Annotated in this window: 11 protein-coding genes; 7 read left to right on the forward strand and 4 right to left on the reverse strand. The window is 45.5% G+C overall.

Annotation, left to right across the window (positions count from 1 at the left end; translation table 11 throughout):
• Together QUB20_RS11555 and QUB20_RS11560 are read left to right on the forward strand one after the other, a co-directional pair.
• Window positions 1-192, forward strand: a 192-nt coding sequence (locus QUB20_RS11555; protein ID WP_333246211.1) for a hypothetical protein, incomplete at its 5' end; no start/stop codon positions are given.
• Window positions 176-394, forward strand: coding sequence for a type II toxin-antitoxin system HicB family antitoxin (locus QUB20_RS11560; protein WP_333246213.1), 219 nt, complete (start codon window positions 176-178; stop codon window positions 392-394). The genes QUB20_RS11555 and QUB20_RS11560, both read left to right, overlap by 17 nt.
• A gap of 56 nt (window positions 395-450) precedes the next feature.
• Here QUB20_RS11560 and QUB20_RS11565 read toward each other — a convergent pair whose 3' ends face one another.
• Window positions 451-735 carry a hypothetical protein gene (locus QUB20_RS11565; RefSeq protein WP_333246215.1) on the reverse strand — a complete coding sequence of 95 codons (285 nt, stop codon included), beginning with the start codon at window positions 733-735 and terminating at the stop codon, window positions 451-453.
• Window positions 736-816: 81 nt separating this feature from the next.
• Here QUB20_RS11565 and QUB20_RS11570 point away from each other — a divergent pair, with 81 nt between their 5' ends.
• Entirely contained in the window at window positions 817-1,071 is a 255-nt protein-coding gene (locus tag QUB20_RS11570; RefSeq protein WP_333246217.1) for a type II toxin-antitoxin system ParD family antitoxin, read from the forward strand.
• Entirely contained in the window at window positions 1,061-1,438 is a 378-nt protein-coding gene (locus tag QUB20_RS11575) for a type II toxin-antitoxin system VapC family toxin (protein ID WP_333246219.1), read from the forward strand. Before QUB20_RS11570 ends, QUB20_RS11575 begins: the two co-directional genes overlap by 11 nt.
• A gap of 250 nt (window positions 1,439-1,688) precedes the next feature.
• Here QUB20_RS11575 and QUB20_RS11580 read toward each other — a convergent pair whose 3' ends face one another.
• Window positions 1,689-10,652: a PA14 domain-containing protein gene (locus QUB20_RS11580; protein ID WP_333246221.1), complete on the reverse strand. Its 8,964-nt coding sequence runs from the start codon at window positions 10,650-10,652 to the stop codon at window positions 1,689-1,691.
• Window positions 10,653-11,034: 382 nt separating this feature from the next.
• Here QUB20_RS11580 and bchI point away from each other — a divergent pair, with 382 nt between their 5' ends.
• A complete protein-coding gene (gene bchI / locus QUB20_RS11585) occupies window positions 11,035-12,150 on the forward strand; it encodes a magnesium chelatase ATPase subunit I (protein WP_333237961.1) in 1,116 nt (371 codons plus the stop codon).
• A gap of 94 nt (window positions 12,151-12,244) precedes the next feature.
• Entirely contained in the window at window positions 12,245-12,778 is a 534-nt protein-coding gene (ruvC, locus tag QUB20_RS11590; protein WP_333246280.1) for a crossover junction endodeoxyribonuclease RuvC, read from the forward strand.
• Window positions 12,779-12,785: 7 nt separating this feature from the next.
• Here ruvC and QUB20_RS11595 read toward each other — a convergent pair whose 3' ends face one another.
• A complete protein-coding gene (locus QUB20_RS11595; protein WP_333246224.1) occupies window positions 12,786-13,355 on the reverse strand; it encodes a Uma2 family endonuclease in 570 nt (189 codons plus the stop codon).
• Window positions 13,356-13,616: 261 nt separating this feature from the next.
• Here QUB20_RS11595 and QUB20_RS11600 point away from each other — a divergent pair, with 261 nt between their 5' ends.
• The gene (locus QUB20_RS11600) at window positions 13,617-13,991 is read left to right on the forward strand and encodes a hypothetical protein (RefSeq protein ID WP_333138433.1); all 375 of its coding nucleotides are present in this window, start codon (window positions 13,617-13,619) and stop codon (window positions 13,989-13,991) included.
• Between the two features lie 127 nt (window positions 13,992-14,118).
• On the opposite strand, the gene QUB20_RS11605 is transcribed toward QUB20_RS11600, so the two are convergent.
• Window positions 14,119-14,388, reverse strand: coding sequence for a hypothetical protein (locus QUB20_RS11605; protein WP_333138436.1), 270 nt, complete (start codon window positions 14,386-14,388; stop codon window positions 14,119-14,121).
• Between the last annotated feature and the right edge of the window lie 160 nt (window positions 14,389-14,548).

Here is a 14,548-nt window from a genome sequence, read left to right on the forward strand (position 1 = left end):
GCAATTTCTACTTCGCGCGGCCACCCCCAGAAATGCCACACCGCCACCCACACTAGCGCCACGGCAGATCCTAAAATCTCTTCTTGTGTTGAGGATACACCATTGTATTTGGAGAAATTGTTAAAAAAAGCAATTCAAGAGTTAGAAACGATTCTTCAGCAGAGGAATCAGAGGAATGAATTACCGCTATAGTTTATTAATTCAATGGCCACAAAAGGATGGACTGTATTTGGTAACACTGCCAGAGTTTGCAACAATTGCAATGCAGCCCTGTACTTATGGGAAAACTTATGAAGAAGCGATCGCCAATGCTAAAGAAGCGATCTCCAGCTACCTTGAGTATTGCCAAGAAGAAGATTTAGTGCCTCCGAGTCCGGCAATCGTGGCAGCTTAAATAAAAGTCGATCGCCCTTTTTGACTCAGAACAAAAGAGATATCGACTTTTCCATATCAAAAAGAGCGATCGCACTTGTTGACAAATTCCAAAAGGGCGATCGCGCTTGGTTGAGAAAAAGCAAGAAAGGGCGATCGCCCTTTTTGACTTATTCCAAAGGGGCGATCGCACTTTTTGACTAATTCCAAAAGGTCGATCGCCTTTGGTTGAGAAAAAGCAAGAAAGGGCGATCGCACTTTGTGACAAATTCCAAAAGGGCGATCGCTCTTTTTTGAGAAAGAGGAACTAAGGGCGATCGCTAATCTGCACTTACAAGCAAGGATATCGCCAAATCTTCCCATCGCAAAAAATATTAAATAACAAAATTTGATAATTTTTGTTATTATGGGGTAGTAGTTGACTCAAATAGGTGACTCAACATCATGAATATATCCTTAACTCCTGAACTAGAGCAGTTTGTTCAATCAACAGTCAAAAACGGTAGGTACTCATCTGCTTCTGAAGTTATTCTGGCTGGGTTACGATTGCTAAAAGAACGGGAAATTTTAGTTGTTTTGAATCCGGTTTCATCAGAGGAGAAGCAGAAACCTAGCTATGATTTCTCTGATTTGGTGGGGCGATTAACTTGGCAGGGAGATGCAGTAACAATGCAGAGGAATCTACGCGATGAGTGGTAATCGCTATGTGTTGGATACGAATGCGATCGTTGCTTTGCTTCAAGGGAATATTCAACTCATTGAATTACTTAAAGATGCGGATTGGATCGGAGTTTCAGTTATTAGCAAAATTGAGTTTCTGGTATTTCCGGGGTTGACTCAAGACGATCGTCAGATTTTTGAGCAGTTTCTGCAACGAGTGGAGGTTCTTGGTTTAGTGGCGATGGATGCTGTTTTGATTGAGAAAATCATTGAAATTCGCCAGCAACATCGCTTGAAACTACCGGATGCGGTTATTGCAGCAATGGCAATCCAAAATTCAGCAAGTTTGGTGACGGCCGATCGAGAGTTCGCAAAGGTAACTATTTTAACGGTAATTAATTGGTAGCGATTGCCCTTGGTTGAGAAAAAGGAGTAAAGGGCGATCGCATTTGTGGCAAAAAAGCGATCGCTCTTTTTATCCGACAAGGACGATCGCTTGGGGGTTCAGAAACCGGGTTTTTGCACAAGATATCGGTGTATAGGCAAAGGCGATCTGAAAAACCCGGTTTCTTTTGTTTGGGCAAAGGGCGATCGCTCTTTTAGGTAAAGGAGGAAGTGCGATCGGCCTAAATCCAAACTTAGTTGTGAATACATTACTATCGGTTTCGCCACTGCCAATAAGCCATAAGTGGGCTTACAGTAACACCTAGTAATATGCCTCGGTTTGTCATAGCTCCTTGTGTACCGCCATAAGCAAAACCGTTTTCGACTTCAAGATGTAAATGTGGCGCACCACCGTACCAGCCTACTAAACCCACAGTTTCACCAGCATTGATTCGTTTACCCCGCCATAAACCACTTGAAGATTTCAAATGACCATAAACCCATTGACGACCATCATCAGAGTTAATTCCTACAAAAACGTAGCCATCGCCTGAGCCACTAATCCACTCAACTGTTCCTCCAATGGCAGCTTTAATTGTAGCCCCATTACTTGCGCCCATATCAAGCCCTGCGTGCCAAGTTCCATTACTTGAGTAATAGCTTTGGTCATAGGCATAACCTGTGGTCATGGGAACGCGATACCCAAAAACATCGTTGGAAAGATCGGTATAAACTTGTCTGACTGCATCATCTGTTTTCCAGCGTTGATCTCCGCCACCAAATGGCGAATCTGAGCGGAACTGATTATCATCTCCGCTTTGTATATCCCATTTATTGTCACTGAAAGAAGACAACTCAGGATAATATTTTCCACCTCCACCTACACCTGGATCGGGTTGTGACTGCACAGGCGGAGCAGGACGGTGGACTGTTGCTGTTTGACCATTGAAAGTAATGTGACCCCCTTCAAAGTTTTGACGAGTAACTCCTCCTTCCTGAAAAGGATCGCTAGTGGGATAACCTAACCAACCGGGGGCACCGTTGTCCGTGTTACGATAAGCTTCCCAAATTTTGCCAGAAACATAATAGAAGACCGTCGTATTGTGACGGCGCATCAGAATGCCCCAACCATTCGCCCCGCCATCAAAGTCTTGGACATAACCATTGCCCCACAAATGAACGTTATTAGTCGGTACACCAACTCGGTCATAGCCACCATGTTTATTAAAAACATCAGGCAATTCTATGCTCTGGTTATTGTTAGCTTCAAGACCGACAACAAAATCAGAAGCTTTCTCCATGCGAAGTTGAGCCGTTGCACCGCCACCATACTCCCGATATTTTAATTCCACTGGATATTGACCGGGCTGAGTAAAAGTTCCATAGCCAGTTGTCTGTGTTGCAACTTCTATCATCTTGTCAATGGGAACCTGACCATTTACTTCTACCTTAAAACCGTCATCGTGGTTGCCAACAAAGCGATAGGTTCCTCTGTCAAACGGTCGATTCGTCGTCCAGCGCACGGAGAAATTATCAGCTTGCACCCCAGGCCCAGGGCTACCAAGCACCCATTCTTTATGCAAATTACTAGCTGAAGGACTATCACCGCGAACCATAGCAGGACTTCCTGCCCAATCCCGATTATTGAAATATTCACCCCGCCAACTATCAGCAGGAATAGTCAAACGGTTGTTGAAATATTCGTAGTAAGTGGGATTCGTCATTCCCGGTGCCCAGAACAGCTTCCCATTTGGCAAATCCAGCTCATAAGCGCCATTGCCCAAATCCTTTTGAGAAGACAAAGGATAACCCAAAGCATTAGAACCACCAGCTTTTTGATAAGCCTCCCACAACTTGCCGAACACATAGCTAACAGTGGAACTTCCCGCTTTTTTCAACAATGCTCCCCGCCCCAAAGTACCTCGGAATTCCTGAATTTTATTACTCAAAGGATTCGGCGGTAACTGAGTAATCGCAACTCCAATCGCGCTTGTACCTAACTGAGTTGCCAAACTATTGTAGGCAGACTGCAAAGCAGGATCGATCGGGTAATTAAGGCTATTAGGAGAGTAATCCCAATCTAAATTCAGATAAGCTGGTGCGACATCTTCCGAGTGTTCGACTTGCAGCGTATGCAGTCCAGCCGGGAGAGTAATTTCTACTTCGTGACCGTTAAAAGGCGGATTGTTCCAGCGGTCAATAACCTTTTCACCATTAATATACAATCGCGCCCCGTCATCAGCTTGCAACTTAAACTTATAAGTGCCAGCAGGCAATTGTCGGTGAGTTGTCAGTCGCGATGAGAAATTATCCCTTTGAATTCGGCTGTCAGGGCTGCCCTCACCCCAGTTTAAACTCAATCCTGGGGTAGCAGAACGATCCGCGCGAGTTACAACAGGTGCCCCACTCAAATCTCGATTATTGAAATACTCAGCCACCCAAGGTTCCTGTTGAACTAAACCGATGACACCTGGGCCGAGTATTGGCAAAAATCGTAACTTCTGCCAGCTCAGCTTATTCGCTGCAATCCCAGCATTTTCAAAATGCTCGACTCGAATTCTGTGATGACCTTTATCCAGCGAAATTAGCACCTCATTGCTAACAAATGGTTGGTTGCCCCACTTATCAATGACCAGCTTATCATCCACCCAAACGCGGACGCCATCATCGGCTTGGCTGGTAAATTTGTACACTCCAGGCGAATCGAAATAGCGAGTTGTTGACCACCGATCTGAAAAATCGTCGTCACCAATGGGCACGCCCGCTTCATGGCTATTTCCCCAATCCTTATCTAAGAAACTCGTTCCGCCACCGCGATTTCCAGCAAAGTTTTTATCATTCAAATCTTGCCCTCGGAAGAACTCGCCCGCCCATTCTTTTGGAGGATTTGCTTGTTCCCACTTCAGCGTATTAGCGGCCGCAGAACCATTCTCAAAATACTCCACCATGACCTGATGGTATCCAGGCTCAATAGCTGCAAAAGCTGTTTTCTTTTCAAACGCCGAGTCTTTCCATTTGTCAATAGTCAGTTTGCCGTCCACATAAACCCGTACTCCATCATCAGCTTGATTGATAAAGTTGTAGATGCCACCGTCAAAATAGCTAGTGGTAATCCAACGCGCCCCGAAATTATCTTCTTTAATTCCTCTGGTATTGGGCGGCCCCCCTTCACCAGCCGCGAACCGCAATTCACCTTTTTGTTCGTATTGCGACCACTGCGGAGAACCAACTAAATTCTTATTGTTCCAATACTGACCGTGCCAGTCCGAAGTGCTACCATGACCGCTATCTGGTGGCCAGCTTTCTATTGCCTTAGTATTGTAAGCAATGGTTGGCATTCCTTCTTTATAAAGAATGTAACCTCCCTCAAAATTCTGAATAATCCAACCGTCACCCAGACCTATTTCACCGCTAGTCGGGAATCCCAGAAAGCTGTTTTCTGCTCCTAGCTCGAAATATTTCCCAGCCATCCCGCCAAAGATAGGGAAGGTTCCGTTTTTAGACTTGAGAACGGCACCCCCTTGGAAATTTTGTCGTTGACCAGACTTAGTGAAGTAACGATCGGAAGTCGGATATTTTAAAATACCGTCAGCACCGCCAGTTGCTAAAAGGGTTGTCCAGAAATCGTTGCCAACCCAGTAAGAATTATCGTTGGCGTTTGACTTCATAATCGCGCCTTTGCCGTCAGAGCCTCCCTCAAAATCTTGAGTGTAGCCTTGGCCCCAAGGATGGACTTTATTAATCGGATAGCCAAGTTTGGAAATGCCCCCATTGCGCTGATAGCTGTTGAGATAAGTGTCGTGAACGGCTCCGCCATCATAACCGACCGGGCGCAATTCACCTGTCCAGTTTTTTAGAAGATTTGACGCTTCCCACCGCAGGTTATTAACTGCATTTCCAGCATTTTCAAAGTATTCGACAACTACCTTATGTTGACCCTTCGGTACGGCGACAAAAGCATCATTGCGAGCAGCAGCTTGGTCTTTCCACTTGTCAACAACCTTGACACCATCAATGTAAACTCTCACGCCATCATCTGCCTGACTGATGAAGTTATAAAAACCGCCTTCAAAATTGCTAGTGGTTTCCCAGCGGGCTGAAAAGCCATCAGCAGGAATTCCAACAGTTCCAGATGGAACTCCCCCAGCAGAAAATCGCAATTGTCCCGGCGGTTCGGCGCGAGTAAAAGTTGGATTACCTGAGAGATTTTTGTTATTCCAAAATTGCACTTGCCACCCCCCTGTGCTGCCGTGAGGCGACGGCAATACTGTAACGGGCTTTGGAACCGGAACTGGCAGCAATGGCAACGCACTCGAACCCAAAGCGTACCAACTTTGCTGCCCATTTGGCTGCACCATCAAATATCCGTTCTGGTAGTAGTGAGTGGTTACTTGATTGCTGACTACTGTCTTTATAAACGAGCCTGCATTAGCTGGCACTTTTCCTTGTCCGGGTAAAAGGGCAGGGGGGAGAGGTTGTGGCTGCGCTTGAACAGGTGGTAGCGGGGTAGATCCGGGTGCATTCCCGAAAACAACTGCACTTGCCATCCAGTTATTTGTACCTGCGATCCGATACCACCGCTCATCGGGTGTTCCTAGTTGCTCGTCAGGAATGCGCTCCCCATAAGTCCAGCCGTCAAATTGGATAGTTGCTTGATAAGGAGAGACACTCACGATCGCAAAATTAGTTCCGGGGCCCGATCGTACATTTGCACCATTAGTCGGCATCACCCAAGCAGAAAAGTTGGCTGATTCGACAGTGGGCCAGAAGGGACTAGCCGCCGCTCGTTCGCTAGGTGTTACCTTCCCTTCACCACTCCATGTTTCAGGAACTAACATTGCTGATACGTCATACTCTTGCGGTATCGTAGCTAGAGCCAAAGCGACAGCAGCTTCTAAATTTACCACTCCAGCACCCGTCGCGCTATCCCAATTGGGAGTCTTTAAATCAGTAGCTGTATCCTTGATGATTTGAATTACTTGGCGATAACTCAAACTAGGATTCGCCGCCCAAACTTGCGAAACAGCACCCGTGACTTTCGCAGTCGCCACCGAAGTCCCGGCCATTGTCCCGACACCATCACCCACTGTGGATAACTCTGGATGCTGAACAGTTCCTCCAGGGGCCACGATATCTAAACCTTGACCGTAGCTGGAATAATTTGTGCGATCGTAAGCTTTAGAAAGTGCAATTTCATCATTAACCCGATCGGCCGCACCGACAGTAATAATATTGTCAAATTCTTGGGAAGCTTGACCCAAGGCAGACATGACGCCACCGTCATTTCCAGCCGCGACTACCATCATTACTCCATTTTGACGAGCATATTCGATCGCGCTCCTTTCCTCCGGCGTAAATTCATAGCGAGTTGTTGTCGTACCATCGAGATTAACTTGAGTAAGATCCATACTCAAATTAATGACTGCATTCTTTTTCCCGGAAGCTTTGACAAAATCAACATATTCAACTAATGAATCTGCCCATTTTCCAGAACCGATCGCCCTTCCAGCCCAAATAGGTGCTTTTTCATTAATGCCGTCAATACCAACACCGTTGTTTTGAGTGGCGGCAATAATTCCTAAAACATGAGTGCCGTGTTCGTTGCCTTGACCAGGTTCCAATCTGGAGTCAGCATCGCCATCTACCCTGTCTTGTCCCCAAGTAATTCGCGAGTAGTCAATATCAGGATTGTTGCCAGCAAATCCCGTGTCAATGACTCCGATTATCGGCTGATCGGCAGCAGAAAAATCGAATTGTGCTGTCTCAATCGACGGTAATGGTGGCTGGATGGGCGGTATGGTTAGTCGATCGACCGTCTCTTCCAGGCGATCGACTAAAGCCACAATCTTATCGGAAACAGTAGTTGATTCATTGAAAGTCATCAACTTTTGAGTCACGCTTTCCAAACGGGCAATCAAAGTCTCGTTGCTGCTATTCCCACCCGGATCGTCGGCACTTCCCAAGTTAGTCAAACTTTGTTTCATGCTTTCCAATCGCGCTATCAAATTGGCGGAAATAGAATAATCTACTTCAGAACCCGTGGGAAAAACATCAATAGATGGTTGGGGATTTTCAACAGTAGCGAAATCATCCTCAGTTGATTCATCAACTATCGGCAAACTCGGCAAAGACTCTTTTGGAATCACCACATCACTAACAGCCGGAGTCTCGGCAATTATTTCCTTCGTCTGCGACTCTTCACTCTTGTTAGCAGTCGTCACTGGCATACTTTCCAAATCTGTCTGTTTCAACGGTAATGACGGCTTAAATTCTGTAGTTTCTTTACTCTCAACCGCCGTTGGCTGACTTTCCTTCACCGACTCTACAGGATTTGCGGCTACAACAACTTTAGTAGTTTCAGTTTTCTCTCCCTCAGTTACTAAAGCCTGCTTCGATTCCTCTTTTGCCGGGTTTTCCGCTGGCAAAACTTCCGGTTTTGTTTCTACCCCGGTCAGACTTTCCGCTGGCAAAACTTCCGCTTTTGTTTCTGTTTTTGGCTGAATTACGGCTGGCAAAACTTCCGGTTTAATTTCTATCTCTGCCTGAATTACTACCGCTGGCAAAACTTCCGGTTTTGTTTCTACATTACTCTGAGTTCCTACTGGCAAAATTTCGGCTTTTGTTTCTACCTCTGCCTGAATTTCTCCTGGCAATTCTTCGGGTTGTGTTTCTAGTTTCTCCGTTGGTGTCGTTGCAGCAACTTCTGTCTCAACAGTAAATTTTGCGGGCAAAATGGGCGTTGCTGGTGCTTCGGTAACTTGGTCTTTTACCTCAGTTGTCGCTACGGGAATAGGCGTTTTTTCAACTGGTAATTTTCCCGTATAATCCGCCACAGTATCTTTGCCAGCAGTTGGTGTAGTTGTCGCATCTGTTGTCGGCTTTGTATCTACTTTGTCGGTTGTTTCAACCTGAGTCGAATCACCAGAATTATTCGCAGTATCTTTAACTTCTTCCTCAGCCGTCACCGATGGAGTAGTAGGCTTTGTATCTACTTTGTCGGTTGTTTCAACCTGAGTCGAATCACCAGAATTATTCGCAGTATCTTTGACTTCTTCCTCAGCCGTCACCGATGGAGTAGTAGGCTTTGTATCTACTTTGTCGGTTGTTTCAACCTGAGTCGAATCACCAGAATTATTCGCAGTATCTTTGACTTCTTCCTCAGTCGTCACCGCTGGAGTAGTAGGCTTTGTATCTACCTGATCCGTTGTTTCAACTTGGGCTGCATCAGTAGTATCTTCGTCGGTAGTAGTGGCAGGCGCTGGAGTTTTTGGAGTCTCTATATCTGAAGTTGATGGATTCAGAATTTCCGTTTCTAAATCATCCAGTAAATCTGATAATTCAGCATCTACATTTGGTTTTGCTTCCGGGGTAATGTAAGGTTTCGCATAAGCAATAAGTGCCTTGCCCAAATCAGTTTTCCGCCACTCTTTATCGGGGTTAATCACACTATCCACTAAAGCAGTTGTTGCCGTCGCACCCCGCACTTGGAAAATGATATCATTGTAATCCCTGTCAGTCCCCGAATCTAACCGCATATCCTCCATAACAAAGGTATTGCCTTCTCCCGTGACATCCGCAATTTGACCAAAGTGAAATCCCTCCACAGGATTCGCCATTGCCATAGAAAATAAAGGACGTTGAGCGCCGCCAACAGTCGGATTATCATACACAGACTTGACACTACCGTTGGGTACCAACATCACCCCATATTTACCCCCAGCAGTTACGGCAAAACTTTTGACTCCTAGGTAGACTCCTTCGTTGGCATTATTCTCTCCTAAGAAACCGGAAAACCGTGCACCTTCTGTAGCATCATTAATCACTACATGACCTTTCACCGAGTTACTTAAAGAACGCGCAGCTACTTCTTTAATGAATGCTTCCGAACCGGGTTCAAATTTGTCTAAATCGTCTAAGCTGAAAATAGCTAACTCACCTTGGAAACTCCCACCATCAAATGTGTAGTCTACACTGATTCGACCAGTTTCATCGGTAGTAAATACCCCCGATGTAAAGGGAGAAATTAACTTTTTGTCCGTAGTCGGTTCTGGTTCTTTTTGGGTTTCAGTTGTTGCTACGGTAGTAGTTGAATTCTCTTTCTCTGTTTCTTCCCCGTCGCTGGTGTCAGTATTTGTTTCGTCCCCTGGCTTGCTGACATCTGGGGAAATAGTAACTACAGTCTCGCCTGTTTTTGGTTCTTGAGTGGCAACAGTTTCGACTGCAACTGCATCTGTTTTGGCTGCTGCTGTGCTATTTGGATTGTTGGTGGCAGCAGTTTCGCTGGGTTCTTCGGCGGTTGAAATTGCTGAATCGGTTGGTGGTTTGTCTGGTGCGATTTCCCCCGCTGATGTAGTCTCTTCATTTGGCAGTTCTTCGCTAGCAGATTCACTTGTTGCTACAGGTTTTTCTGGTTCAGATGTGAGAGTTGTTTCGGAGTCGGTAGTGACTGGTTTGTCGGGAGTTGTTGATGTTTCTGTGGCAGATTCAGTCGTTGCTACAGGTTTTTCTGGTTCAGACGTGAGATTTGTTTCGGAGTCTGTAGTGACTGGTTTGTCGGTAGTTGTTGATGTTTCTGTGGCAGATTCAGTCGTTGCTACAGGTTTTTCTGGTTCAGACGTGAGAGTTGTTTCGGAGTCTGTAGTGACTGATTTTTCGGTAGTTGTTGATGTTTCTGCCGCAGATTCAGTCGTTGCTAAAGGTTTTTCTGGTTCAGACGTGAGAGTTGTTTCGGAGTCGGTAGTGACTGGTTTGTCGGTAGTTGTTGATGTTGTTTCTGCGGTGACAGTCTTTTCATCAACAGGAGTTCCTGTAATTACATCTATGTTTGCAGTGGGTTTTTCCGAAGTTTCGGCGCTGTTTGAGGGAAGTAGAGAATCTGATTGTGCACCGGTGAGGGTGTCTGCGTCGGATGATTTTTGAGTGCTAGTTGGTGCTAAATTCAGCGTGTATTTGATGTCGCCACTGATTTGCAAAACTTTGACTGAATAGTCTCCGGCTAGTAAGCTGTCAACACTAATTGTTTCTGCACTGGTTCCCGCGTTGGTGGAACTGTAAAGTGTTGCGCCACTAGAGTTTAACAAAAATACGTCGGCATTCCCGCTCAAACTGTCGATCGACAATTGGAAACTTCCCGGACTGTTGATGTTAAATTTGTAAAGGTCAAAAATATTTGTAGTGTCAACACTACCTGTGTAGCTTGTGCTGCCAGTCAATGCCCCGATGTTAAGTTCAGTCATACTACCCCTGAAAAATAGTTGGTTGAAAATGCTCTTAATTATCTATCTGGGGGAAGTTGAGGTTTTTATGCGAAGCGCGGTGAATCGTTACATAAGTTTACATTAGGGTTGCCGATCGCCCAAAATTTGCAATCTACCCGCATTTAATTTACTGGTGATTTTGCTTAAAACTCTTGTGGGGAGTAGGGGTTGGGCAGGAGAGCCCGCCCAAAGATGCTATGCAAATACAGAAAAGCTTAGTTGCGCTTGGATGTTGAAGCGGCTTTGTGCTTCGCGTGCACCCTACAAGTACGCGCGTGCGAAGCTATCCCGAAGGGAATCGCCCCAGACAATCCCTTATCCCCTACAATAAACAAGCAATTATTATATTTTGAGTTATCCTGTGAGTCCTACTGCCGAAGTCAGCAATACCCTAAATGCGGGCGCCCTACCAACCGTTACCGCTACCGCAGCCCGCCGCGCTGTTTTTCCCTTCACTGCAATTGTTGGCCAGGAGGAGATGAAACTGGCGCTGCTGTTGAATGTCATCGATCCCAAAATTGGCGGGGTGATGATTATGGGCGATCGAGGTACTGGCAAATCTACCACAATCCGCGCCCTCACTGATTTGCTGCCGGAAATTGAGGTGGTGGCTGACGATCCTTTTAACAGTCATCCCAGCGATCCAGATTTGATGAGTGATGAGGTGCGCGATCGCACTTTATCTCAAACGGACATTAAAATCGCCCGCAAAAAAGTTCAAATGGTAGATTTACCTTTGGGCGCGACCGAAGACCGAGTTTGCGGTACGATCGACATCGAGAAAGCTTTGTCGGAAGGTGTTAAAGCTTTTGAACCCGGTCTTTTAGCTAAAGCTAACCGCGGCATTCTGTACGTTGATGAAGTCAATTTGCTCGACGATCATTTAGTCGATGTTTTGCTCGACTCCGCCGCCAGCGGTTGGAATACTGTTGAAAGAGAAGGCATTTCGATCCGCCACCCGGCTAAGTTTATTTTAATCGGTTCCGGGAATCCAGAAGAAGGAGAATTGCGGCCGCAGTTGCTCGACAGATTCGGGATGCACGCAGAAATTCGGACTGTAAAAGACCCGAATTTAAGAGTGGAAATTGTCGAACAGCGATCGAGTTTTGACCAAAATCCGCCGGAGTTTCTCGCGAAATATCAGCACGAACAAGATGATATGCAGCAGAAGTTGGTGGAAGCTCAGGAAAGGTTGAAATCGGTAACTATCGATCGAGAGTTGCGGGTAAAAATCTCCCAAGTTTGCGCGGAATTGGACGTAGACGGGCTGCGGGGCGATTTGGTGACGAATCGGGCTGCGAAAGCTTTCACGGCTTTGGAATGCCGCACGGAGGTGACTGTGGACGATATTCGCCGGGTGATGACTCTGTGTTTGCGGCACCGGTTGCGGAAAGACCCGCTAGAATCAATAGATTCGGGGTATAAAGTGACTAAAGTGTTCGATCGGGTATTCGGCCTAGAAACAACTGAGGGGTAATTGGTAATTGGTAATTGGTAATGGGTAATTGGTGGTGATGAAACCTTCCCAAATTTTCATACCTAATTCCCATTCCCAATTACTAATTCTGGCAATGGAAAAACGAATTTTAGGATTAGATCCGGGCTTAGCAAATCTTGGCTACGGGGCAATTTCCTGTCAAATTGTCCCCGGCAAACAAGATAAAAACAGCGTTTCCATGATTGATTGCGGCGTCATACAAACAACGCCAAAACAGGAAATGGGACAGCGCTTGAAAACAATTTACGACGATTTGCACGAGGTAATTGAACAGATTAAACCTGATATAGCAATTGCCGAAAAACTGTTTTTTTACAAGATGGGAAATACCATACTTGTAGCGCAAGCGCGGGGCGTTTTGACGCTAGTATTGGCGCAGTGTGGAGTGCCGCTGTTCGAGTTTACGCCGGCTCAAATTAAGCAAGCTTTGACCGGCCGCGGTAATGCGGATAAATCTGAAGTGCAAGAGGCCGTGGCGCGGGAGTTGGAGTTGGGTTATATTCCGAAACCCGACGATGCGGCGGATGCTTTGGCGGTGGCTTTGACTGGTTGGTACGATGATGATATTTGTCCGAAGAAAATAGAGTTGGAAACAGGAAAAATTTGATGCAATATCAAATCATCGGCAAATTAAGCACAAATCCGGGCAAGACATCTTCTCCCGATAAACTCACAGGAAATTGTACAATCTCTACTTCGCGAGAAGGGCGATAAATCTCCACTTTTTCGTCTAGAGGATTAATTAACCAACCCAAGCGTAAACCACTGTTTAGATACTCCTGCATTTTCTCCTGAAGCGGCCGCAGGGGGTCTGGGCGCGATCGCAATTCTATGACAAAATCAGGACAAATCGGCGGAAATTTCTCTTGTTCTTCTGCTGTTAAAGCAGACCATCTTTCTAAGCTAACCCAAGCCACGTCTGGAGCTCGATAGCCATTATTAGGCAAGCGAAAAATTGTAGAAGAACTAAACACTCTCCCTAGCTGCGTTTTACGGTTCCACAAGCCCAAATCTGTAATTAAATAGGCTTTTCGATTGCCGCTGACTCCGCCTACGGGGGACATAATAATGATTTCTCCTTTAGGTGTCCGTTCAAATTGCCAATCTCGATTCATCTGGCATAAACGGTAAAACTGTTCGTCTGTTAGTTCGACAGTATCTAAGTTTAAAGTAATGGTTGTCATTTTTCCTAACTCCCTAAAAATATGAGTCCTGCAAACTTATTTTAGCGCCGCATTTTGTTAATTTTAACATCACTCCTCATAGCCTGGACTTAAGCTTTAATACCAGGGCTTAAGCCCCAGCCCGACCATTGCGAAGTGCAAAATATTAGTTGAAAATGTAATTAAGTTCGATCGCCCAATTCCCATCTCAATCAAAAAATGCTATAATATCCACTTTAATTGCTAAAGTTATCCCACCAACAGAGAACCCAGGAAAATAATATGGTGATTATTACCTCACAACAAATTGCCCAATTTCGCTCGCAATTAGCCGAATATCCCGAAGCCCTAAAAGCCCTAGACGCCATCGAAGATTGCGAAGGTAATATCGAAGATGCTGCGATATCTCTAGCAATTCAAGCCGGACAAGAACCGAATATCTCGGAAAATTGGTTAGACGGATTGGCTAAAAGATGCCGCGTTGCTATCTGCAAATCAGAGGTTAAAGAAGAGTTGACAAACGGACAATTGAATGCAGCATTTAGAGATTTAGTGGCCGCAAAAATTTGCCCTGATATTTTGGTGACTTCGGTGATTATTTATGTATTTAAAACTGGGGTGGATGATTTTTGTGAACCTCTCGAATATAAACTGTAAAGCCATAGCTGCATTTAAAAATTAGGTGAGGCGAAGCTATCCCGAAGGGTAGGGAATCGCCCTCTTTTCTCAAAACATGATACAACGAGACGATCCTCTTCGAGGGCTTCGCTAACGCACTTTTTCTCTACCCCTGTCCACTACTGTACCCAGCCAGCATCAAATCCGGCGACAAACCCAAAGATTTCCCCAGCAAACGAGCAAGTTGCACTAAAAAATTAGCAGTATCTTCGTCACCTTCGCGGGCCATTGAAGCCGATATCTGGATTAGCATTTGCACAAATCCCGCATCAATTAAATCGGAACAGGAACTCAAAACCTCTGGTTCTTGGCCGTTGGGACAGGTAAGCACTCGCTCGATTAAGTTCAAATAAGCCTCTTGGCGTTCTGGATTCATTTTGGGAGGAGCTGTACAGTAAATAATTTATTATTACGCTTAACTGATTCCTGTCAATCAGGCGATCGAATAAGCGATCCCCGTTTTTACTCTAGAAACTCCATTCAGTCAGGAATAGACAGGAGTTTAAAGAAAATCTTAAGTTTTTCAATGCTAGTTT

This window comes from Microcoleus sp. B4-C2, from assembly GCF_036705265.1.
In the GTDB taxonomy this organism is placed as follows: domain Bacteria; phylum Cyanobacteriota; class Cyanobacteriia; order Cyanobacteriales; family Microcoleaceae; genus Microcoleus.

Bases quoted from the DNA above. Each gene is read 5' to 3' on its own strand.
- QUB20_RS11560 (WP_333246213.1), top strand. From the start codon at position 176: ATGAATTACCGCTATAGTTTATTAATTCAATGGCCACAAAAGGATGGA.
- QUB20_RS11565 (WP_333246215.1), bottom strand. From the start codon at position 735: ATGGGAAGATTTGGCGATATCCTTGCTTGTAAGTGCAGATTAGCGATC.
- QUB20_RS11570 (WP_333246217.1), top strand. From the start codon at position 817: ATGAATATATCCTTAACTCCTGAACTAGAGCAGTTTGTTCAATCAACA.
- QUB20_RS11575 (WP_333246219.1), top strand. From the start codon at position 1,061: ATGAGTGGTAATCGCTATGTGTTGGATACGAATGCGATCGTTGCTTTG.
- QUB20_RS11580 (WP_333246221.1), bottom strand. From the start codon at position 10,652: ATGACTGAACTTAACATCGGGGCATTGACTGGCAGCACAAGCTACACA.
- ruvC (WP_333246280.1), top strand. From the start codon at position 12,245: ATGGAAAAACGAATTTTAGGATTAGATCCGGGCTTAGCAAATCTTGGC.
- QUB20_RS11595 (WP_333246224.1), bottom strand. From the start codon at position 13,355: ATGACAACCATTACTTTAAACTTAGATACTGTCGAACTAACAGACGAA.
- QUB20_RS11600 (WP_333138433.1), top strand. From the start codon at position 13,617: ATGGTGATTATTACCTCACAACAAATTGCCCAATTTCGCTCGCAATTA.
- QUB20_RS11605 (WP_333138436.1), bottom strand. From the start codon at position 14,388: ATGAATCCAGAACGCCAAGAGGCTTATTTGAACTTAATCGAGCGAGTG.